The 22,872-nt window shown below is 66.0% G+C and carries 16 protein-coding genes; 12 read left to right on the top strand and 4 right to left on the bottom strand.

The features are described 5' to 3' along the window. Nucleotides 1-30 precede the first annotated feature (30 nt). Nucleotides 31-792: a class I SAM-dependent methyltransferase gene (locus GD627_RS15760; RefSeq protein WP_246165562.1), complete on the bottom strand. Its 762-nt coding sequence runs from the start codon at nt 790-792 to the stop codon at nt 31-33. Between the two features lie 151 nt (nt 793-943). Between GD627_RS15760 and GD627_RS15765 the strand changes: the two genes are divergently transcribed. Next, nucleotides 944-1,696, top strand: coding sequence for a phosphoglyceromutase (locus GD627_RS15765; RefSeq protein WP_146364228.1), 753 nt, complete (start codon nt 944-946; stop codon nt 1,694-1,696). Between the two features lie 117 nt (nt 1,697-1,813). Here the strand turns inward: GD627_RS15765 and phoU are convergent, their stop codons facing one another. Beyond that, nucleotides 1,814-2,476 (bottom strand): phosphate signaling complex protein PhoU, encoded by a 663-nt coding sequence (gene phoU / locus GD627_RS15770; protein ID WP_146364230.1) that lies wholly within the window; start codon nt 2,474-2,476, stop codon nt 1,814-1,816. Between the two features lie 200 nt (nt 2,477-2,676). Between phoU and GD627_RS15775 the strand changes: the two genes are divergently transcribed. Both GD627_RS15775 and GD627_RS15780 read left to right on the top strand, forming a co-directional pair. Then, nucleotides 2,677-3,837 (top strand): sensor histidine kinase, encoded by a 1,161-nt coding sequence (locus GD627_RS15775; protein WP_146364232.1) that lies wholly within the window; start codon nt 2,677-2,679, stop codon nt 3,835-3,837. Further along, entirely contained in the window at nt 3,834-4,514 is a 681-nt protein-coding gene (locus GD627_RS15780; protein ID WP_152273317.1) for a response regulator transcription factor, read from the top strand. Before GD627_RS15775 ends, GD627_RS15780 begins: the two co-directional genes overlap by 4 nt. Nucleotides 4,515-4,614: 100 nt before the next feature. Here GD627_RS15780 and GD627_RS15785 read toward each other — a convergent pair whose 3' ends face one another. After that, on the bottom strand, nt 4,615-5,148 hold the full coding sequence (locus GD627_RS15785; protein WP_152273318.1) for a hypothetical protein: 534 nt from the start codon (nt 5,146-5,148) through the stop codon (nt 4,615-4,617). A gap of 256 nt (nt 5,149-5,404) precedes the next feature. On the opposite strand from GD627_RS15785, the gene GD627_RS15790 reads away from it, so the two are divergent. The 6 genes from GD627_RS15790 to glgX all read left to right on the top strand — a co-directional run bounded on the left by GD627_RS15790 (nt 5,405) and on the right by glgX (nt 11,996). Further along, nucleotides 5,405-5,887, top strand: a complete 483-nt coding sequence (locus GD627_RS15790) for a CarD family transcriptional regulator (protein WP_146364238.1) — start codon at nt 5,405-5,407, stop codon at nt 5,885-5,887. Between the two features lie 87 nt (nt 5,888-5,974). Further along, the gene (gene ispD / locus GD627_RS15795; protein ID WP_152273319.1) at nt 5,975-6,730 is read left to right on the top strand and encodes a 2-C-methyl-D-erythritol 4-phosphate cytidylyltransferase; all 756 of its coding nucleotides are present in this window, start codon (nt 5,975-5,977) and stop codon (nt 6,728-6,730) included. A 1-nt stretch (nt 6,731) separates the two neighbouring features. Beyond that, nucleotides 6,732-7,229: a 2-C-methyl-D-erythritol 2,4-cyclodiphosphate synthase gene (gene ispF / locus GD627_RS15800; RefSeq protein WP_152273320.1), complete on the top strand. Its 498-nt coding sequence runs from the start codon at nt 6,732-6,734 to the stop codon at nt 7,227-7,229. A 29-nt stretch (nt 7,230-7,258) separates the two neighbouring features. After that, nucleotides 7,259-8,716 carry a cysteine--tRNA ligase gene (cysS, locus tag GD627_RS15805; RefSeq protein ID WP_152273321.1) on the top strand — a complete coding sequence of 486 codons (1,458 nt, stop codon included), beginning with the start codon at nt 7,259-7,261 and terminating at the stop codon, nt 8,714-8,716. Between the two features lie 82 nt (nt 8,717-8,798). Beyond that, nucleotides 8,799-9,803, top strand: coding sequence for a 23S rRNA (guanosine(2251)-2'-O)-methyltransferase RlmB (gene rlmB / locus GD627_RS15810; RefSeq protein ID WP_146364246.1), 1,005 nt, complete (start codon nt 8,799-8,801; stop codon nt 9,801-9,803). A 63-nt stretch (nt 9,804-9,866) separates the two neighbouring features. Next, on the top strand, nt 9,867-11,996 hold the full coding sequence (glgX, locus tag GD627_RS15815) for a glycogen debranching protein GlgX (protein ID WP_152273322.1): 2,130 nt from the start codon (nt 9,867-9,869) through the stop codon (nt 11,994-11,996). Nucleotides 11,997-12,095: 99 nt separating this feature from the next. Here glgX and glgP read toward each other — a convergent pair whose 3' ends face one another. Beyond that, nucleotides 12,096-14,720: an alpha-glucan family phosphorylase gene (gene glgP, locus GD627_RS15820; RefSeq protein WP_194266080.1), complete on the bottom strand. Its 2,625-nt coding sequence runs from the start codon at nt 14,718-14,720 to the stop codon at nt 12,096-12,098. Between the two features lie 167 nt (nt 14,721-14,887). On the opposite strand from glgP, the gene GD627_RS15825 reads away from it, so the two are divergent. Genes GD627_RS15825 through glgB form a run of 3 tightly spaced genes read left to right on the top strand, consistent with a single transcriptional unit; the run spans nt 14,888 to nt 22,427 of the window. Beyond that, nucleotides 14,888-16,939: an alpha-1,4-glucan--maltose-1-phosphate maltosyltransferase gene (locus tag GD627_RS15825; RefSeq protein WP_246165564.1), complete on the top strand. Its 2,052-nt coding sequence runs from the start codon at nt 14,888-14,890 to the stop codon at nt 16,937-16,939. After that, the gene (treS, locus tag GD627_RS15830) at nt 16,939-18,705 is read left to right on the top strand and encodes a maltose alpha-D-glucosyltransferase (protein ID WP_146364252.1); all 1,767 of its coding nucleotides are present in this window, start codon (nt 16,939-16,941) and stop codon (nt 18,703-18,705) included. Before GD627_RS15825 ends, treS begins: the two co-directional genes overlap by 1 nt. Before the next feature lie 5 nt (nt 18,706-18,710). Beyond that, nucleotides 18,711-22,427, top strand: a complete 3,717-nt coding sequence (gene glgB / locus GD627_RS15835) for a 1,4-alpha-glucan branching protein GlgB (protein ID WP_152273348.1) — start codon at nt 18,711-18,713, stop codon at nt 22,425-22,427. Nucleotides 22,428-22,872: the final 445 nt, after the last annotated feature.

Below are 22,872 nucleotides of genomic sequence, written 5' to 3' on the forward strand. Positions count from 1 at the left end.
TTCCGGGGCGGACGTCGTTAACCCGGACGGCTAGGACGGGCGCACGGCATCCCATGCCACGGTGATCTCGCCCAGCCGCCAGCGGGACGGCCCGGTCAGCAGCGGAACGCCGGCGCCCTTCAACGCGGCGCACATGGCGAGCCACCGGTGCCGGTTTCCGTAGGAGGCCATCGGTGCGGCTTCCTCCCACGCCCGGTCCATTGCCTGCAGGAAGGTATGGACCCGCTCCCCGGGCACGTTGCGGTGGATCAGGGCCTTCGGCAGCCGCTCGGCCACATCGGAAGGGCGTTCGAAGGCACCGAACCGGAGGGAAATGCTCAGCGATACCGGTCCCGAGGCGTCCAGTTCCACCCAAGTTGCCCGCCGGCCGATTTCGTCACAGGTGCCGTCCACGAATATCCCGCCCGGTGCCAGACGGGAACAGACCATCTCCCAATGCTGGGCATAGTCCTCCTCCGCGTACTGCCGCAGGACGTTGAAAGCCCGGACCATGACCGGCCGCCGCCCGTCCACCGGCAGTTCGAAACCGCCCTGGCGGAAGCTGAGGCCCGCCCGTTCCAAGGGTTTGGCCGCCCGGACCCGGGCGGGATCAATCTCCACCCCGATCACTTCCACGTCAGCCCGCACCCGGCCGAGGCGGCCGTGGAGTTCGACGGCGGTGGTGGGGGCGGCACCGTAGCCCAGATCCACAATCAGGGGATCGGAGGCCTGCCGCAGCCGCCACCGTGCCGGTCCCGCCAGCCAGCGGTCCACCCGCCGGAGCCGATTGGGGTTTGTGGTGCCCCGGGTCACAGTTCCTACGGGTTTCAGCGGTTTTTGCACCAACCAAGGTTACCGGCCGGCGGGGGAGGCATTTTTCACGGTAGCCACCGGAAACCGCTGCCCGCCCGGTTCAGCGGCAGGTGCCCTCCCTGCCCGGTACGCACTCGGATACCATGCTTATATGACCTACAAACTGATCCTTCTGCGCCACGGGCAGAGCGAATGGAATGAAAAGAACCTGTTCACCGGCTGGGTGGACGTGGATCTGACAGACCTCGGACGTGAGGAAGCTCTCCGGGGCGGACAGCTGCTGGTTGAGAACAACGTTCTTCCGGACATCCTCTACACCTCCCGGCTCCAGCGGGCCATCAACACCGCCAACCTGGCCCTGGGCGCCGCTGACCGCATCTGGATCGACGTCAAGCGCAGCTGGCGCCTGAACGAGCGGCACTACGGTGCACTCCAGGGCAAGGACAAGGCCCAGACGCTCGCCGAATACGGCGAGGAGCAGTTCATGCTGTGGCGCCGTTCCTACGACACCCCGCCGCCGCCCCTGCCGGATGACAGCGATTTCTCCCAGGCCCATGATCCCCGCTACGCAGACCTGGATCCCAGCGAGCTGCCCCGCACCGAGTGCCTCAAGGACGTCCTGGAGCGGTTCCTGCCTTACTGGGAATCGGACATCTCCAAGGACATCCGCACCGGCAAGACCGTGATGATCGCTGCGCACGGCAACTCGCTGCGCGCACTGGTCAAGCACCTGGACGGCATCAGCGACGCCGATATCGCCGCCGTCAACATCCCCACCGGCATTCCGCTGGTGTACGAACTCGATGAGGACCTCAAGCCCATCAAGGCCGGCGGTACCTACCTCGATCCCGAGGCTGCCGCCGCGTCCATCAAGGCCGTAGCCAACCAGGGCAAAAAGAAGTAGCACTGCTCCGGAGGGCCTTGGCCCCGGCACCGGATAAGGGCGGTCCCCGTGCGGGGGCCGCCCTTATCTGTGTTCAGTGCCGGTTCAGTGCCGGCCGGTTACGGAAGGGTGTGCGGGTTACACACCCGACTCGGACAACGGGTGCCATTCGCCGGTCACCAGGTAGTTGACCTTGCGGGTGACGGATACTCCGTGGTCCGCGAAACGCTCGAAGTAGCGGCTTGCCAGGGTCAGGTCCACGGTGCTGACGGCGGGAACGTCCCAGTCGGGGGAGGCGATGGACTTGAAAACCCCGGCATGCAGTTCATTGATGCGGTTGTTGGCCGCATAAATGTCCTTGCTCATTTCCAGATTGCGGGTCTCCAGCAGTTCGCTGAGCTGCTCGGAAATCCGGATGTCCAGCTGGGCCATTTCGCGGAAGGTGTCCACCATGGCCTCCGGCACCACATTGGCCGGGTAGCGCAGGCGGGCCAGCTGGGCAATGTGCCGGGCCAGATCCCCCATCCGCTCCAGGGAGGCACTCATCCGCAGCGATCCCACGATCATGCGCAGGTCACTGGCCACGGGACCCTGCAGGGCCAGGACGTCGATGGCCCGCTCGTCGAGGTCATTCTGCAGGAAATCAATCCGCGCGTCGGCGGCGATCACGTCCTGCGCGAGTTCGATATCGGCGCCTTCGAAGGCGAGCGTCGCTTTGCGCATCGCCTCTGTGACGAGCTGGGATATCTGAGTCAGTTCTTCACCGATCTGGTGAAGCTCGGCCTGGAAAACCTTGCGCACTGAAGGGTCCTCTCAAAAAACGGGTGGATCGTAGGCGGTCTGCGGGGCGGTGCGGCATACATCCTGCACCGGTTGCCGCACTATCAGGATGCCAGCCGGCCGTGAACCCCACGGTCCCCTTAGATGAACGTTAGTTTAACGAATGGTCCAAAGCCACCGGCTTTCGTCCCGGGGAGCCAAGAGCGGCCTAAGCTAAGAGAGTGAATCCTGTACTGCTGGCCTTGCTGGCCGGCGCCCTCGGACTGGCTGTGGGCGTTTTCGGTGTCCTCGCGTACGGAGCCAGCCAGCGGCAGCGGCGGGAGCTGACGGAAATCTCCGAGCCCTCGGTCCCCGAGGGTGCCGCAGAGGTGCTCGGCGTCATTGGACGGGCCTACATTGTTGCCGACGCCATCGACGGCGTCGTCCGGGCCAGCCCCGGCGCCTACGCGTTTGGCCTGGTGCGCGGGCACACCATCGTGAATGACCGGCTGCTGGAGATCAGCGCGCGGGTCCGCCGCGACGGCGTCATCGAGGAGGCCCGGCTGGAGCTTCCCCGCGGGCCGCTCGGTGAAGGCTCCCTGATCCTGCAGGTCCGGGTAGCCACCGTGGGGGAGGAATACGTGCTGATCCTGGCCGACGACCGCACGGAGATCACCCGCACCGAGGAAGTCCGCAACGACTTCGTTGCCAATGTCTCCCACGAACTGAAGACACCGGTGGGTGCCATCTCGCTGCTCTCCGAAGCACTGGACGACGCTGCGGGCGACGAGGAAGCCGTCCGCAGGTTCGCCGGCCGGATGCACCGCGAATCCGCCCGCCTTACCGCCCTGGTGCAGGACATCATCGAGCTGTCCCGCCTGCAGAGCACGGACATTGTGGACCGGGCCAAGCCCGTGGACGTGAACCGGATCCTCGAGGACGCCGTGGAAGCCAACCGGCTCAATGCCGAGAACAAGAACATCGAGGTGGTCCTGGGCGGCAGGTCCGACGCCGCGGTCTACGGCGACGCCCCCATGCTGACCACCGCCTTCCGGAACCTGATCGACAACGCGATCCGCTATTCACCCGCAGGCAGCAGCGTGGGGATCGGGCTGCAGTCCCGCAACGGCATGGCGCAGGTGGCCGTCACGGACCAGGGTCCCGGCATCGCCCCCGAGGAACAGGAGCGGGTGTTTGAACGGTTCTACCGGATCGACTCCGCCCGGTCCCGGCACACGGGTGGCACCGGGCTGGGGCTGAGCATCGTCAAACACGTCGTCGCCAACCACGGCGGAGAGGTGGACCTGTGGTCCCGCCCGGGACAGGGATCCACCTTCACCGTACGGCTGCCGGAAATGGACCCCGCGGACATCCGCGAAGCGAAACAGGGAGTTACCGCTTGACCAGAATTCTGATTGTCGAAGACGAGGAGTCCTTCAGCGATCCCCTTTCCTACCTGCTGGAGCGGGAGGGCTTCGACGTCGACATCGTGGACAACGGCACCGATGCCGTCGCGGTCTTCGAACGTGCGGGCGCCGACCTGATCCTGCTGGACCTGATGCTGCCCGGGCTCTCCGGCACGGAAGTCTGCCGCCGGATCCGCCAGCGTTCGGACGTCCCGGTCATCATGCTGACCGCACGCGACGCCGAAATCGACAAGGTGGTGGGGCTGGAGCTCGGGGCGGACGACTATGTCACCAAACCGTATTCCTCCCGCGAACTGCTGGCGCGGGTCCGGGCGGTGCTGCGGCGAAGGGGGGAGAACGGCGACCTCGCCGGCGCGGCGCTGGAGGCCGGTCCGGTCCGGATGGACGTGGACCGGCATGAGGTGCAGGTCCACGGCACCAGGGTGGCCCTGCCGCTGAAGGAATTCGAACTGCTGGAACTGCTCCTGCGCAACTCCGGCCGGGTCCTGACCCGCGGCCAGTTGATCGAGCGTGTCTGGGGAGCGGACTACGTGGGGGACACCAAAACCCTGGATGTCCATGTGAAACGGCTGCGGGCGAAAATCGAAGCCGACTCCTCGGCGCCGCAGCACCTCGTGACCGTCCGGGGGCTGGGCTACAAGTTCGAGGCGTAACCCGGACACAGAGAAGGGGCCGGCGCGCGGCGCCGGCCCCTTCTCTGTGTTTGTCAGGCTCTGCGTCTGTCAGGTGTGCCTGCCAGACAGGGAGTGCTGGTTAGTGGCCCTCGGCAGCGCTGGACGGCTCCTCGGTAGGCCGCGGCGTGTAGTCCGACTCGGCGGGCAGGTACGGGCGGTAATCCGGCTGGTCGCCGTTGACTACCGGAATGTTCAGGGCAGTGGTTTCGCCGCTGGCGTCCAGCTCCGCTTCGATGCCGGTTCCGGGTTCGTCCTCTACCTCGGGGACGTACACCGCTTCTTCGTCTTCGTCTTCAAAGACGACCTTGTCGCCGGCATCCAGCTCGAAGGTCAGCGGGGCGCCGCCGACGGTCAGGGTGAACTCCTGCGTTGCGTCGCCGTCGTTGATCACCGTTCCGATCAGCCGGCCGGGCTCGCCGAAGCCGTTGCTGACCACCAGGATGTTGCGCAGCTGCAGATCGCCCGCGTTCTCCACGATCCCGTCGGACGGGGAGTACTCGATGGTGGTTGCCTGCTCGTTCACAGCGCTGCAGCCTGCCGAGCCCAGCATGGCCAGCGCGATGACACCGGCGGCAGCGGTGCGCCGGACCCGGTTCTTGGGTGTGAATCTCACAGCACAAACTCCTGAAGTATTGCGGTCTACCGACCTAAGGCTATCTTTGCTGCCTAGCCTATCCGTAAAACGCGGAAAAACTGGATTCTACGGCGGCTCCGGACGGACATCTGGAGGCCGCAGGGACAGGCTTCGGCTACCCGTGAAAGGCGGAATACTACCTACACCAACCCCCATGAGGTACCTGACCTGCGAAAACTCTACTCGGCGTGTCGCATCTCTGATAAACTGAGGGCCGGGAAAGGGGAAAGACCACATGGTTTTTGAGGTTGGCGAAACAGTAGTTTATCCTCACCACGGTGCCGCGATGATCGAAGAGATCAAGATGCGAACCATCAAGGGCGAAGAGAAAATGTATCTCAAGCTTAAGGTGGCCCAGGGTGATTTGACCATTGAAGTACCGGCTGAAAACGTCGACCTCGTTGGGGTGCGCGATGTAGTGGGCAAGGAAGGTCTGGAGCACGTCTTTGACGTTCTGCGGGCCGAGCTCACCGAAGAGCCCACTAACTGGTCGCGCCGTTACAAGGCGAACCTGGAAAAGCTCGCGTCCGGTGATGTCGTCAAGGTAGCGGAGGTCGTCCGCGACCTCTGGCGCCGCGATCATGACCGCGGGCTGTCCGCCGGCGAGAAGCGAATGCTCGCCAAGGCACGCCAGATCCTGATTTCGGAGCTGGCACTTGCTGAAAAGACGGATGAAGACCAGGCCGCAGCCGTGCTCGACGAGGTTCTCGCGAGCTAGGCTGCCAAAGTATTTCCTGTGACTGCCGGTCCTTCGGGGCCGGCAATCGCTTTTTAAGCACCGGTCCGCCGGCGTTAGGGTGGAACTGTGTCCCCTTCCCTTTCCCGCCCGCTCCGGACCGGCGTCGTCGTAGTAGCCGGCGGATCCGGCCAGCGGCTCGGTTACGGCATACCCAAGGCCCGGGTTCCGCTTGCCGGCGAACCCATGCTCCTCCATGCGCTGCGCGCCGTGCAGGCGGCCCTGCCGAACGCGGTGATCGCCGTTGCCGTTCCCTCCGGTGACACCCTGATGCGCACCATCTGCGCCCGCTTCCCGGGAGAGGTCTCCGTCGTCGACGGCGGAACCACCCGCTCCGACTCCGTCCGGGCCGCCCTGGGGGTGCTGCCCGCGGATCTGGAGGCCGTGCTGGTCCACGATGCTGCCCGTGCCCTCACTCCGCCGGAGGTCTTCCACCGGGTCGCCGCCGCGCTGGCCGCCGGTGCCGACGCCGTCATCCCCGCCGTGCCCGTCGTGGACACCGTGAAGGACACGGCTCCCGCACCTGCCGCTGCGGCCGCCGCCGCACGCGTTGTCACCGGAACGCCTGACCGGTCCCGGCTGCGCGCGGTGCAGACCCCGCAGGGTTTTGCTGCCGCGTTGCTGCGCCGGGCCCATGCGGCAGCCCTGAGCTTCGACGCCGGGACGGCGGCCGCGGTCACCGATGACGCCATGCTGGTGGAGTCCCTTGGGACCGAGGTCTACGTGGTTGAAGGCTCGCAGCTGTCCCTGAAAATCACCACCCCGCTGGACCTGGTGCTCGCGGAAGCGATCCTGGCCGGCGGACATCACCGCCAGGAGAACTGACATGGCTTTGCCCCGTACCGGAATAGGCGTGGACGTCCACGCCTTCGCGCCCGACGACGCGCCGCGCGAGCTGTGGGTGGCCGGGCTGCACTGGGAGGGCCAACGCGGCCTGGCCGGACACTCCGACGGCGACCCGGTGGCCCACGCGGCAGCCGATGCCCTCTTTTCCGCCGCCGGCCTGGGGGACCTCGGCACCCACTTCGGCACCGACCGGCCGGAATACGCCGGTGCCGCCGGGACGGTGCTGCTGCGGGAAGCGGCACGGATTGTGCGGGCAGCCGGTTTCGAGATCGGCAACATTGCCGTCCAGCTCATCGGCAACCGGCCCAAGTTCAGCCCCCGCCGGGCCGAGGCCGAAGCAGTGCTCAGCGCGGCCGCGGGCGCACCGGTCAGCGTGTCGGCCACCACCACCGATGCCCTGGGCTTCACCGGACGCGGGGAAGGAATTGCGGCGGTGGCAACCGCCGTCGTGGCTGCAGCCGGGACCGCCGCAGGCTGAGGGTCCGCCGTTTCGGCTAGCCTAGAGCAGTGAGCTTGAGATTCTATGACACGGCAACCGCGCAGGTCCGGGACTTCGTTCCCCTGAAGCCGGGGGAGGTGAGCCTCTACTACTGCGGTGCCACCGTGCAGGGCCGTCCGCATGTGGGGCACATCCGCTCCGCCATCGTCTTCGACCAGCTCACCCGTTGGCTTGAGTTCCGCGGCTACCGGGTCACCACGGTCCGCAACGTGACGGACATTGACGACAAGATCCTGGCGAAGTCCGCCGAGTCCATGGGCCTGGACGCCCCGGCCGGGGACGACGTGGTTCCGAACGAGCCGTGGTGGGCGCTGGCCTACCGGTTCGAGCAGGAATTCGCCAAGGCCTATGACATCCTCGGGGTGCAGCGTCCCACCTATGAACCACGGGCCACCGGGCACATCCCGGAAATGCACGCCCTGATTGCCCGGCTCATCGAGGCCGGTCACGCGTACCCGGCGCTGGACGGCTCCGGCGACGTCTATTTCGACGTCAGGTCCTGGGATGCGTACGGCTCCCTGACCCGGCAGAACATTGATGACATGCAGGCCGCGCCCGACGCCGGCCCCCGGGGCAAGCGCGACCCGCGGGACTTCGCCCTCTGGAAGGGGCACAAGGAAGGCGAGCCGGAAACCGCCGCCTGGGACAGCCCGTGGGGCAGGGGCCGGCCGGGCTGGCACCTGGAGTGCTCGGCCATGGCTACCAAGTACCTCGGCGCGCAGTTCGACATCCACGGCGGCGGACTGGACCTGCGCTTCCCGCATCACGAGAACGAGATGGCCCAGTCGCAGGCCGCCGGGGACGGGTTCGCCAACTACTGGATGCACAACGGCATGGTGACCTTCGAGGGCGAGAAGATGTCCAAGTCCATCGGCAACACGGTCAGCCCCGCGCAGATGCTGGCCGAGGCGTCACCGCGGGTGGTGCGCTACTACCTGGGGCAGGCGCATTACCGCTCCGTGCTGGACTACCGCCCCACCTCCCTGCAGGAGGCCGCATCCGCCGTCGAACGCATCGACGGGTTCATTGCCAAGGCGCACCTGAAAACTTACGGTCCCGGGGACTACGGATTCATTGTGGACACCCACGGGTCCATGCCGCCGGCCTTTGGCGAAGCCATGGACGATGACCTCAACGTTCCGCAGGCGCTGGCCGTGCTGCACGAAACCGTGCGGGCCGGGAACACCGCCCTGGCACAGGATGACGCGGAAGCCGTGAAGGCTGCCCTCCATTCGGCGCTGGCGATGACCAACGTCCTCGGACTTGATGCCGTGCAGCAGCCTGCAATGCAGGGCGGCCAGGAGCACGGTGCCCTCGATGCCTTGGTCCAGGCGCAGCTGGAGGAGCGCCGCAGCGCTCGGGCCGCGAAGGACTGGGCCCGGGCGGATGCCATCCGGGATTCACTGGCCGCCGCCGGCATCACCGTGGAGGACTCTGCCGACGGCGCAACATGGAGCCTGGCCTGAGCTGCTGCCCACCTGTCCGCCAACCCGTCGAAGGACTGCGTAAACTGGAAGAGAATGCTTTCTTCTAGTAAAGGTGTAACCGATGGCCAACAATGGACGTCCCGGCGCAATGCGCAAAGCCAAGAAGGGTCCCAGCGGCGGTACCGGTGGGCTCGGCCGCAAGGCCCTCGAGGGTAAGGGCCCCACACCCAAGGCTGAAGAGCGCCCCTATCACAAGGCGTTCAAGAACAAGCAGCTCGCCGAGCGCTCCGCCGCCAAACGCGGTGACCCCAAGCGCGGCGATGCCCGCGCCGGCGGCCGCAGCGGCACTAACGTCCGCGGCAAGGTGGCTGAAGAGGTTGTCACCGGCCGCAACTCCGTGGTCGAGGCGCTGCGTGCCGGCATCCCGGCCAAGGCCCTGCACGTTGCCGTCCGGATCGACATGGATGACCGTGTCCGCGAATCGCTGAAGATGGCCGCCGAGCGCGGCCTGCCGGTGATGGAGACGCACAAGCCCGAGCTGGACCGCATGACCAACGAGGCCGTGCACCAGGGCCTGGTCCTGCAGATCCCGCCGTACGAGTACGCGGACCCCACAGATCTGGCGTCCGAGACCCTGGAGGCCTGGAAGAAGGGCCACATCCGCAACGCGCCGCTCTTCGTTGCGCTGGACGGCATCACGGACCCGCGCAACCTCGGCGCGATTATCCGGTCCGCCTCGGCCTTCAGCGCCCACGGCGTCATCGTCCCGGAACGCCGCGCAGTGGGCGTCACCGCCTCCGCCTGGAAGACCAGCGCCGGTGCGGCCGTCCGCGTTCCGGTGGCCCGTGCGGGCAACCTGAACAACACGCTGAAGACGTTCAAGAAGATGGGCATTTTTGTCCTGGGCCTGGACGGCGACGGCGACGTTTCGCTTCCGTCGATTGTGCTGGCCAAGGAACCGATCTGCATTGTGGTGGGTTCCGAGGGCAAGGGCCTGTCCCGCCTGGTCCGGGAGAACTGCGACCAGATTGTCTCCATTCCCATCGATTCCGCCATGGAGTCCCTCAACGCCTCCATGGCCGTCGGCATTACCCTGTACGAAATTTCCCGGCAGCGCGCCTCCTAGCCGCGCCGGGGGCCACCGGCAGGACCCAGGGCAATACCGGCAGTACCGGCAGCAAAGGGCATCATGGCACACGTGATCACTGGAACCACCACCGCGGGCAGCGCCTCGAAGCGGGATTCCCGACCCTTTCCCCTGGGCGTCCGGCACACCGTTCCCGGTGTGCCGGATGCCCCGGATGCAGTCAATGTGTCCGTCTACGCCCCGGGGCTGGCCGCCGTCGATGTGTACTACGAAACGGCGCCCGGCCTCTGGTCCGTGGCACCGCTGACGGACACCGTGCTGGGGATCCACCACGGCCGGGTGCACGGACTGCACACCGGAGGCCGTTACGGCTTCTGGCCGCGGGGAGCGGAGCTTCCGGCAGAGCCGGGCAGCTTCCAGCTGCTGCTTGACCCCTACGGACGGGGCATCGAAACGGACACGGTGCGGGGGAACCCGATCTATTACTCCGTATGCACCGGCGAGGCTTTTGACTGGGGCACCGCCACACGTCCGCATACTCCCTGGCGGGACACCGTCATTTATGAGGCCCACGTGCGGGGCCAGACCCTGCTGCACCCAGACATCCCCGAGGAACTGCGGGGCACCTATGCCGGCATGGGCCACCCCGTCATGGTCCAGTACCTGCGGGATCTGGGCATCACCGCAGTGGAGCTGCTGCCGGTGCATTTCCATGCCGACGAACTGCACCTGCAGGAACTGGGGCTGGCCAACTACTGGGGCTACAACACTCTGGGGTTCTTCGCGCCGCATGACGCCTACGCCACCCGGGCAGCCCGCGAAGCCGGGGCACAGGCCGTGCAGGACGAGCTCAAGGGCATGGTGAAGTCGCTTCACGAAGCCGGCATCGAAGTCCTGCTGGACGTGGTGTACAACCACACCGCCGAGGGCACAGCCGACCGCCCCGCGCTGAGCTGGCGAGGACTGGGGGACGAGACTTACTACCGCCACGCGCCGGATGGCAGCTACGTGGACACCACGGGCTGCGGCAACACCCTGGACTTCAGCGAACCCCGGGTCATCCAGCTGGCACTGGATTCCCTGCGCTACTGGGTGCAGGAATACCACGTGGACGGCTTCCGCTTCGACCTCGCACCCACCCTCTGCCGCGGCGCGGACGGCCGGTTTGATCCCCGGCACCCCTTCCTGGTGGCTGTGGCCGCGGATTCCGTCCTGCAGGACGTCAAGCTGATCGCCGAACCCTGGGATGTGGGACCCGGCGGCTGGCAGACAGGCCGGTTCCCGCAGGGCTGGGCTGATTGGAACGATCACTTCCGCGACTCCGTCCGCAGCTTCTGGCTCCGCGGCCAGTCCAACACCGCCCCAGGAGAGGACAAGGGTTCCCTGGCCAGTCTCGCCGGTGCTTTGGCCGGTTCCGGAGAGCTGTTCGCGGACTCCGGCCGGACACCGCTGGCCTCGATCAACTTCGTCACCGCGCACGACGGATTCACGCTTTCCGACCTCACTATGTTCGAGCGTAAGCACAACGAGGGCAACGGTGAGGAAAACCGGGACGGCACGGGGGAAAACCGCAGCTACAACCACGGCATCGAAGGACCCACGGACGATGAACGGATCAACGCCGCCCGGGCACTGACCTCCCGGAACCTGATGGCCACACTCGCCATGTCCCTGGGCGTGCCGATGCTGACGGCCGGAGATGAAATCGGGCGGAGCCAACGCGGCAACAACAACGCCTACTGCCAGGACAATGAGCTCGCCTGGGTGCATTGGAACCTCGACGACGCGGCCCGCCGAATGCTCTCCACCACCCGCGAACTGCTGCGGCTGCGCCGACAATACCTCGCGGGCCAGCCGTACCGTTTCCCGGCCGACAGCCGGCAGTCCTTCCTGCTGTGGTTCGATCCGGAGGGCAGCCCGATGACCCCTGAACAGTGGGGCGATCCCGACCTGCGGGTGATGCAGGTCCTGACCGGCTCCGGCAGCGGTTCCCTCAAAGGACTGCTTGTCCTGAACGGCAGCAGTTCCGACGTCGAGATCCGCCTACCCCAGGAGTCGGCCGTCCGCAGCGCCGCTGCCAACACCGGCAGCAGGTTCGGAGACACAGCCGTCCCCGGTGCATCCTACGAACTCATCTTTTCGACGGCCCTGCACCAGGAGCCGGGGCGCCTGCTGTCGCCGGGGGAGACGGACACCATCCCGGCCAACTCCATCAGCCTCTACCGCGCCTAGCCTCTACCGCGCCTAGCCTCTACCGCGCCTAGCCTCCGCCGCGCCTGGCCTCCACCGCACCTGAGGGGACCGGGAGTCCCCTCAGGCACCGGCGGCCGGTCAGGCGTTGGCGACGAGCCCCAGCTCGGCCTTGGAAGCCAGTCCCACATGGTCCGGCAGCACCCGGACCGTATAGCCGAACGGGCCGGCCTGCTCAATGCGGATGGTCCCGCGGAACAGGTGGCGTCCGGACCCCAGGTCCTCCGCCGGTGCAAGCTCCTGGATACGGTGCCCGCTGATCCGGTCATTCTCGGTCACCATGCCGTAGGCAGCTTCCACGCTGACGTCCTCCGGCCGCAGGGAACCGAGGGAAACGTACGCCAGGACCGTGAGGCTGTCGCCGATCTGCGGGTTCTCGCTGACACCTACGGAGTCCACGTTCTCCACCTGCACGGTGGACCAGCCGTCCCGGACCTTGGTGATCCACTGCGCGAGTTCCCTGGCAGGTGTGTATCCATCTGCCGCCAGGGACCGGCCGGAGGAGCTGGCAGGGCGGTACAGCCGGTTGACGTAGTCCTTAAGCATCCGGGAGGCGGACACATTCGGGCCCAGGTCAGCCAGCGTGTGCTTGACCATTTCCAGCCACTCGTGCGGCAGTGAGTCAGCGGGCGGATCCGAGGGTCCGGCCGCTCCGGCATCCGCCGGCGGCTCCGTTCCGTAGAACATCGGCCCCACGGAGTTTTCCAGCAGGTCGTAGAGCGCGGCTGCCTCGATGTCGTCCCGCTGGTCCGCGTTGTAGACCTCCCGCGTCCGCGTGCCCTTGGTGGGATTGGCGGAGGGGATGGCCCACCCGTTGTTGCCGTCGAACATTTCGTCCCACCATCCGTCGAGGATGGAGAGGTTCAGCCCGCCGTTGATGGCAGACTTCATGCCGGAGGTGCCCGAGGCTTCCAGCGGGCGCAGCGGATTGTTCAGCCACACATCGCAGCCGGGGAACAGGGTCTGAGCCATCGCAATGTCGTAATTGGGCAGGAAGACGATCCGGTGCCGGACCTCGGGGTCGTCGGTGAAGCGCACCAGGTCCTGGATCATTTTCTTGCCCTGCTCATCGGCGGGGTGCGACTTTCCGGCCACTACCACCTGGATGGGGTGGGTGGGGTGCAGCAGCAGTGCCTTGAGCCGGTCCGGATCCCGCAGCATGAGGGTCAGCCGCTTGTAGGTGGGCACCCGGCGGGCAAAGCCGATGGTGAGCACGTCCGGATCCAGCACGTTCTCCGTCCACGCGAGCTCGGCATCCGACGCACCGCGCCGGCGCCAGGCGCGCTTCACACGGCGCCGGACGTCCTGGACCAGGTTGCTGCGCAGCTTCCTCCGCAGGTCCCAGAGGTCCTTGTCATCAATCTCGTAGGCCCTGCCCCAGTCGCGGTCATGCACGGTGGCGACGCCGAACTTTTCGCTGGCGAGGGCAGTGACCTCCGGATCGATCCAGGTGGGGACGTGGACGCCGTTGGTCACGGAGGTGATGGGGACTTCGGAATTGTCGAAGCCCGGCCACAGGCCGGAGAACATTTCCCGGGACACTTCCCCGTGCAGCTTGGCCACGCCGTTGGCCCGCTGCGCCAGGCGCAGGCCCATCACGGCCATGTTGAACTTGGTCGGGTCGCCGCCTTCGTAGTTCTCCACGCCGAGGGACAGGATCTTGTCGGTGGGGACCGACTGCGCGAGTCCGGCCGTGAAGAAGTGGCGGATCTGCGTCTGTTCGAACCGATCAATGCCGGCCGGAACCGGGGTGTGCGTGGTGAAAACGGTCGAGGCGCGGGAGACGGTCAGCGCCTCTTCCCAGGTCATGCCCTGGTCCATCAGCTCGCGGATCCGCTCCACACCCAGGAAGCCGGCGTGGCCCTCGTTGCTGTGGAAAACCTCGGCTGCAGGGGCGCCGGTGAGCCGTTGGTGCACCCGGAGGGCCTTGATGCCGCCCATTCCCAGCAGCAGTTCCTGCTGCAGCCTGTGGTCTCCGCCGCCTCCGTACAGGCGGTCGGTGATGCCGCGGGCGGCGTCGTCGTTTCCGAGGACGTCGGAGTCCAGCAGCAACAGGGGGACGCGTCCGACGTCGGCGCGCCAGATATGCGCCGAAAGGTGACGGTTGTCCGGCAACGGCAGGGTGATTTTTGCGGGGGTGCCGTCTTCTTCGCGCAGCAGGGTCAGCGGCAAGCCGTTGGGGTCCAGCACGGGGTAGGTCTCCAGCTGCCAGCCGTCGCGGGAAAGGGCCTGCTTGAAATAGCCGGCCTTGTACAGCAGCCCCACGGCCACGAGGGGCACGCCGAGGTCCGAAGCTGCTTTCAAATGGTCACCGGCGAGGATGCCCAGACCGCCGGAGTACTGCGGCAGCACGGCGCTGATTCCGTATTCGGGGGAGAAGTAGGCAATGGACTGCGGGGCGTCTTCGCCCAGTCCCTGGTACCAGCGCGGTTCGTTGAGGTATCTGTCCAGATCGGCACCGAGATCGGAGATGACGGAGACCAGGTGCTCATCCTGTGCGATCCGCTCCAGCTTTTCCCGGCTCACGGTGCCCAGGAGCTTGACCGGGTCACCGCCGCTGGATCGCCAGGCCTCGGGATCCAGGCTTTCAAACAATCGAAGCGTCGGCTGGTGCCAGGACCAGCGGAGGTTCGATGCCAGCCGGCCCAGGGGGGCGATGCTGGAGGGGAGGACAGTGCGGACGGTAAATCTACGGATTGCCTTCACCCCGGCAACGGTAGCGTACATAGAGGTTTAAAAACGGAAATGACGGACAAATACCTGAGTAAAAAGCGGCCTTCTTGAAAAGCGGCTGAAACCGTGGCCGCCGGTGCCGATTCCGCAAAAGTACGTTGCCTTAGCATTCTGTCCGAATTCTCGATAACGTCTAGGGTGTGACCACATCCAGCGCGTTGACACCAGAAGACCTGCCCTCGAAGGACCTCCGGTTTGGCCGGATACCCATCACCGATGTTTCCCCCGTCGTGGAGTACGGGAGATTTCCGGCGAAAGCCGTGCCCGGGGAGGACCTCGTCATCGGGGCCACCGTGTTCCGCGAGGGGCATGACCTGGTAGGCGCCAGTGCCGTTCTCTACAATCCCGAGGGCGCTGTCGTAGCCCGCAGCCGCATGCATCCCGTGGGACTGGGACTTGACCGGTGGGAAGGCATGCTGCGCCCGCAGGGCACCGGCCACTGGAGTTTCGCCGTGGAGGGCTGGGCCGATGTCTACGCCACCTGGCACCACAATGCAGAGGTGAAGATCGCCGCCGGCGTCGACGTCGAACTGATGCTCACCGAAGGCCACCAGCTCTTCAGCTTTGCCGCCGCCGAACGCAGCGGGGCCGACGCCGAGGTCTTCCGCGCGGCTGCCGAGGCGCTCGCGGACACCGGGCTTACGGTGGAGGAACGCCTCGCAGCCGCCGGTACCGACGCCGTCACGGCCATCCTGGACCGCGATCCGATCCGCGACCTGGTCACCAGCTCGGACCGCTTCCCCCTGCTCGTTGAGCGCGAGCTGGCCGGCCGCGGCGCCTGGTACGAGTTCTTCCCGCGATCCGAGGGTGCCGAATTCGATCCCTCCACCCGCGAGTGGACCTCGGGAACGTTCCGCACGGCTGCCCGCAGCCTGCAGCGCGTGGCAGACATGCAGTTCGACGTCATCTACCTGCCGCCGATCCATCCGATCGGCACCACGCACCGCAAGGGCCCGAACAACACCCTGGTTGCCGGACCGCAGGATCCCGGTTCCCCGTGGGCCATCGGCGCCCCCGAAGGCGGTCACGACGCCATTCACCCCGATCTGGGCACCTTCGAGGACTTTGACGCGTTCGTCGGCAGCGCCCGCGACCTCGGGCTGGAGGTAGCCATCGACCTGGCCCTGCAGGCCTCCCCGGACCATCCCTGGGTCACCAGCCATCCGGAATGGTTTACTACGCGTGTTGACGGCACCATCGCCTACGCCGAGAACCCGCCGAAGAAGTACCAGGACATCTACCCCCTGAACTTCGACAATGACTACGAGGGCCTGTCGCAGGAGATCCTCCGCATTGTGCGGCTGTGGATTTCCCACGGCGTGAAGATTTTCCGGGTGGACAACCCGCACACCAAACCGCTGCGGTTCTGGGAATGGCTGATCGGCACGGTCAACGAGGAACACCCGGACATCATCTTCCTGGCCGAGGCCTTCACACGCCCGCCCATGATGCATGCCCTCGCCAAGGCTGGGTTCCAGCAGTCCTACAGCTACTTCACCTGGCGGAACACCCGCGAGGAAATCGAAGAGTACTTCACCGAGGTTTCCCACGAATCCTCGGCCTTCTTCCGCCCGAACTTCTTCGTCAACACTCCGGACATCCTCACCGAGTTCCTGCAGTACGGCGGACCCGGCGCGTTCAAGATCCGCGCCGTCCTGGCTGCCACCGGTAGTCCGCTCTGGGGCGTCTACGCCGGCTACGAACTGTTCGAGCATGTGGCCCGCCCGGGCGCTGAGGAGTACGTCGACAACGAAAAGTTCGAATACAAGCAGCGGGACTTCGCGGCTGCGGAATCCGAAGGCCGCAGCCTTGCGCCCTACATCACCCGGCTGAACGAAATCCGCCGCGGCCACCCTGCGCTGGGTGACCTCGAAAACCTGACGGTCCACTCCAGCACCGACGAGTGCACCGTGGTCTACTCCAAGACCAAACAGACCGATCCCGGCGACCCCGCCAGCAGGGACACACTGATTATCGTGGTGAATGTGGACCCCCACAGCGCCCGCGAATCCACAGTCAGCCTCAACCTGGATGCCCTGCAGCTGAACCCGCAGGATTTCAACGAAGACGGCACCTTCTGGGTGGATGACCTGATCAGCGGCCAGAGCTGGCGCTGGGGAGCCCACAACTACGTCCGCCTTGACGCCCACTTTGAACCCGCGCACATACTGTCAGTTCGGAGGAACTCCTAGTGCCCAGCCCGTTTTTACTGCATGCTCCCGGCTTGACCAATGATCCCCATTGGTACCGCAAAGCCGTTTTTTACGAGGTACTCGTCCGCGGCTTCGCGGATGCCAACGGCGACGGATCAGGGGACTTCAGCGGCCTGATCGAAAAGCTGGATTACCTGCAGTGGCTGGGCATCGACTGCCTCTGGCTGCCGCCGTTCTTCAAGTCACCCCTCCGTGACGGCGGCTATGACATCTCCGACTATTACGATGTGCTCGACGAATTCGGCACCATCAGCGACTTCAAGCGGCTCGTCTCCGAAGCGCACGCCCGCGGGCTGCGCGTCATCATCGACCTTCCGCTGAACCACACCTCGGACAAGCACCCGTGGTTCGAGGAATCCCGCAACGACCCGGACGGCCCCTACGGCGACTTCTACGTCTGGTCCGACACGGACCAGAAGTATGAAGACGCCCGGATCATCTTCGTGGACACCGAGGAATCGAACTGGTCCTTCGACCCGGTCCGCCGGCAGTTCTTCTGGCACCGGTTCTTCAGCCACCAGCCGGACCTGAACTTCGAAAACCCCAAGGTCGTCGAGGCGATCTTCGACGTCGTCCGCTTCTGGCTTGACCAGGGCATTGACGGTTTCCGGGCCGACGCCATCCCGTACCTGTTCGAAGAGGACGGGACCAACTGCGAAAACCTCCCCGCCACGCACCGGTTCCTCAAGGACCTGCGCACCATGGTGGACGAGAACTACCCGGGCCGTGTGATCATCGCCGAAGCGAACCAGATGCCGCATGAAGTGGTGGAGTACTTCGGTGAAACCGGCGACGAGTGCCACATGTGCTTCCACTTCCCCATCATGCCGCGCCTGTTCTACGCGCTGCGTGACCAGAAGGCCGCGCCGATCATCCAGACCATGGAGGAAACCCCGGACATTCCGCCGGGCGCGCAGTGGGGCACCTTCCTGCGCAACCATGACGAGCTGACCCTGGAAATGGTCACCAACGAGGAACGCCAGGCCATGCTCGGCTGGTACGCCCCGGATTCGCGGATGCGGGCCAACATCGGCATCCGCCGCCGGCTGGCCCCGCTGCTGGACAACTCACGTTCGGAAATCGAGCTCATCCACGCCATGCTGCTGGCCCTGCCGGGCAGCCCGTTCCTGTACTACGGCGACGAGCTGGGCATGGGGGACAACATCTGGCTGGATGACCGGGATTCCTCCCGTACGCCCATGCAGTGGAACCCGGACCGCAATGCCGGATTCTCCACCGCGGACCCCGGCAAGCTGTACCTGCCGGTGGTGCAGTCGCTGGTCTACCACTACAACCACGTCAATGTGGAGGCCCAGCTCGCCAGCTCGAGTTCGCTGCTGCACTGGATCCGGCAGATGATCATGGTCCGCCGTGCCCACCCGGCCTTCGGCCTGGGCTCCTACCGCAACGTGCCCACCGATGCCGAAGCCGCCCTGGCCTTCGTGCGCGAGCTGCCGGACAACAACCCGGAAGGGGAGCCGGGGGAGACGATGCTGTGCATCTTCAACCTGTCCCAGCACCCCGTCTCCGCGTCCATGAAGCTGCCCGAGTTCGCCAACCGCGGACTGCGGGATGCGTTCGGCGGCACGCTCTTCCCCACCATCGGAGAAGACGGATCCCTCACGCTGACCCTGGGCAGCCATGACTTCTACTGGCTGCGCCTGCGGTCGGCGAAGTCCGACACTGCGTCGCCCCAGACGGAAGCCATTCCCGTGATCCCGATTTCAGAGGCGGCACGGAAGTGAGCCTGATGACGCCGTCGCTGCCCGAAATCCTCACCGAGTGGCTCCCCGGACAGCGCTGGTTCCCGGCCAAGGGCCGCGAAGTGGTGCTGGAACGGGTCGGCGGGATCCGGCTCGAGGACCCCGCCGGTGAGGTCGGCCTGGAAGTCCACCTCATCGCCGTCGTCTCGGGGGAGCGCCGGGACGTCATCAGCGTTCCGGTGAGCTACCGGAGCGCTCCGGCGCCCGAGCTGGAGGCCGCGCTGCTGGGCCGGGCCCGGCATGAGGACCTGGGGGAGCGGTGGCTCTACGACGCCGCCGCCGATCCCGTCTTCGTCACCGCCTGGCTGGAGCTGATGCGGTCGCAGGCCTCATCCCTGGACGGGCACACGCACGGCTTTGCCCTGGACGGCTTCGCCGGCTGGGAACCGTTCCGGGCGCCGCTGCCCACCAAGCTCCTCAAGGGTGAGCAGTCCAACACGTCCGTAGTGGTGCAGACCCCTGAAGCACCGTTGATCGTGAAGTTCTACCGCGTGGTGGCGGCCGGCGTGAGCCCGGACGTCGAGGTCAGTGCGCGGCTGACCGAGGTCGGATCGGTGGACGTTCCTGCCACCTACGGCTGGGTGACCGGCTCCTGGACGGATCCCGCGGACGAGTCCGGCGAGCAGCTGGTGACCGGGCATCTGTCCGTGCTGCGGGAATTCTTCCCGGGCAGCGAAGATGCCTGGCGGACCGCGTCCTCGGCCGCACTTGCCGGCCGGGACTTCACGGCCGAGGCTGAAGAGCTGGGTGCCGCCACCGGCCGCATCCACCAGCAGCTGGCGGCGGCCTTCGGCAGCAGGCCTCCCAGTGCTGCAGAACGCACGGAGTTCCTGGAGTCCCTCACCTCGCGCATCCGGTGGGCGTGGGCGGAAGCGCACGACGCCGTCGGGCCTTTCGACGGGGCCGTGGAGCATCTGCTGGAGCAGGTCAACAGCCTCTCCGCTCTGCCCAACCTGCAGCGCATCCACGCTGACTACCACCTCGGCCAGGTACTTCGCGTTCCTAACCGCGGCTGGATTGTCCTTGACTTCGAGGGCGAGCCGCTGCGGCCCGCCGCCGAACGCAGCGTCCCCGATGCGCCCCTGCGCGACGTCGTAGGCATGCTGCGCTCGATCGACTACGCCGCCGGCGTCGCAATGGTCGACGGCGCCGACGCTGAAGGCGAGTCCGACGAGGCCGTCCAGCAGCGGGCCGACTCCGCGCAGCAGTGGGCCGCCGCCGCATCCGATGCGTTCCTGCGGGGCTACGAGAAGGAAACCGGCACCACTATCAACCGCAGCGACCCCCTGTTCCTGGCCCTGTGGCTGGACAAGGCGCTGTACGAAGTTGTTTACGAGATCCGGAACCGTCCGCGCTGGATCAGCGTCCCGGCAAAAGCTGTCCGCAGCATTCTGACGCAGACCGAGAACGCTGCCAGCGCAGACGAAAGCCAGGAAGAGAGCACAGTGAATAAGCCACGCAAGCCGCGGTCCACACCCGCCGCCGCAGAGCCCGAGGTGCCCGGCGCTTCGGTCTCCACCGGCCCGGTCCCCGTTCCCGAGGACGTGCTGCAGGCCGTTTCCGAAGGCCGCTATTACCAGCCCCACGCCGTCCTCGGGGCACACCTGGACGAATCCGGAACCGTCGTCACCATCCGCACCCTGCGCCCGCTGGCGCGCGAAGTCGTGGTGGTGACCCCCGGCCGCCGGGTGCCGCTGCAGCACGAGTACAACGGCATCTGGGTAGGCACCCTCCCGGCCGAGACTCCGGGCGCGGTTCCCGACTACCGCCTGGAGGTGACGTACGACGGCGGGGAACCGCAGCTGTTCGATGATCCGTACCGCTTCCTTCCCTCCCTCGGCGACGTGGACCTGCACCTGATCGGCGAGGGCCGGCACGAAAACCTGTGGACTGTCCTCGGAGCCAATCTGCACCACTACGACTCGGTGCTGGGCGACATTTCCGGCGTCAGTTTCGCCGTCTGGGCGCCCAATGCCCGCGCAGTGCGCGTCAAGGGTGATTTCAACGGCTGGAACGGCGTCATCAACGCGATGCGTTCCCTCGGCAGCTCCGGTGTCTGGGAACTGTTCCTGCCCGGCGTGGAACCCGGCGCCCGCTACAAGTTTGAAATCCTCGGCAGCGATGACGTCTGGCGGGAGAAGGCAGATCCCCTGGCCAAGGGCACCGAGGTGCCTCCGCTGACCGGTTCACGCGTGGTCGAGTCCACGTATGAATTCGGCGACGCCGAGTGGATGGAAACGCGGGCCGCACGGGATCCGCACAACTCTCCCATGAGTGTGTACGAGGTCCATCTCGGCTCCTGGCGGCTTGGGCTCAACTACCGCGAAATGGCGGATCAGCTGGCCGAGTATGTCCAGTGGCAGGGATTCACCCACGTGGAACTCATGCCCGTGGCCGAGCACCCGTTCGGCGGATCCTGGGGTTACCAGGTCACCTCCTACTTTGCCCCGACCGCACGGTTCGGACACCCGGACGAATTCCGCTACCTCGTGGACCGGCTGCACCAGGCGGGCATCGGCGTCATCCTCGACTGGGTTCCGGCGCACTTCCCGAAGGATTCCTGGGCGCTGGCGAAGTTCGACGGCCAGACGCTCTACGAACACGGCGACCCGTTCCGCGGGGAGCAGCTCGACTGGGGAACGCTGGTCTTCGACTTCGGCCGCCGGGAAGTGCGGAACTTCCTCGTCGCCAACGCCATTTACTGGCTGGAAGAATTCCATATCGACGGGCTCCGCGTGGATGCCGTGGCGTCCATGCTGTACCTGGACTACTCGCGTCCGGAAGGCCAGTGGACCCCTAACGTCTACGGCGGCCGGGAGAACCTCGAGGCGATCTCCTTCCTGCAGGAAGTCAACGCGACTGCCTACAAGCGGGTGCCGGGGATCGTGATGATCGCCGAGGAATCCACCGCCTTCCCCGGCGTCACGCGTCCCACCAGCTCCGGCGGACTCGGGTTCGGGCTGAAATGGAACATGGGCTGGATGCACGACACCCTCCAGTACATGTCCGAAGACCCGATCAACCGCGTCTACCACCATGCCCAGCTGACCTTCTCCCTGGTCTACGCGTACACGGAGAACTTCCTGCTGCCCATCAGCCATGACGAAGTGGTGCACGGCAAGGGCTCCCTGCTGCGCAAGATGCCCGGTGACCGGTGGCAGCAGCTGGCCAACCTGCGTGCCTACCTGGCGTTCCAGTGGGCCCATCCCGGCAAGCAGCTGATCTTCATGGGCACCGAGTTCGGCCAGGAAGCCGAGTGGTCCGAGCAGTACGGCCTGGACTGGTACCTGACGGACACTCCGCAGCACAAGGGCGTCCAGCTCATGGTGAAGCAGCTCAACGAGATCTACCGCAGCACGCCGGCGCTGTCGGCCCGGGACAACGAGCCGGCTGGCTTCCAGTGGATCAATGAGAACGACGGCGCCCTGAACGTTCTGTCCTTCATCCGCTGGGATCACCAGGGCAACCCGGTGGTGTGCGTGGCGAACTTCGCCGGCGCTCCGCGCCAGGACTTCCGGCTGGGAATGCCCTGGGCCGGTGAATGGGTGGAAGCCCTGAACACCGACGCCGCTGAGTTCGGCGGATCCGGTGTGGGGAACATGGGAGTGGTCCAGGCGGTGGAGGGTGCCTGCAACGGCCAGCCCGCCTCGGTCAACATCACGGTTCCCCCGCTCGGTGTGCTGTACCTGGTTCCCAAGCCGTAACTAAGCCGTAAGCCGGAGGCGGCCCGGATCCCCGTCGGGGGTCCGGGCCGCACTGTGTTCGCGGTCCTCAAAAACCGTGCTAGAGTTAATACCCGCGCTGATCGAGGGAATCGAGATCCTGGACTTTGAACCAGGGGACACGGATCCCGCGGGTTTCAACCTTCAGTCGTGCGTCCGGGAACATGGTTCCCACCGGTTCGCCGGAAGGGCAAACGGCCGAATTGACACCCACCGGACAGTGTGGCTAAGATAGAAAAGTTGCTCCGGAGCGACGCAGAGCTTAGATCTTCGCAGATCAGCCTGCCGGTGCCGGAAGCAGTCTGTTGTTTGAGAACTCAATAGTGTGCCAAGTTTATTGATACCAATTTATTTTGATTGGTTGAACAGGCCGTTTCCGCCCACCCCGTGGGTATGGGACGGTTTTTTTAGCCGGTTTCGAATTTAG

Origin of the sequence: Arthrobacter yangruifuii, from assembly GCF_009192775.1 — a bacterium.
GTDB lineage: Bacteria > Actinomycetota > Actinomycetes > Actinomycetales > Micrococcaceae > Arthrobacter_B > Arthrobacter_B yangruifuii.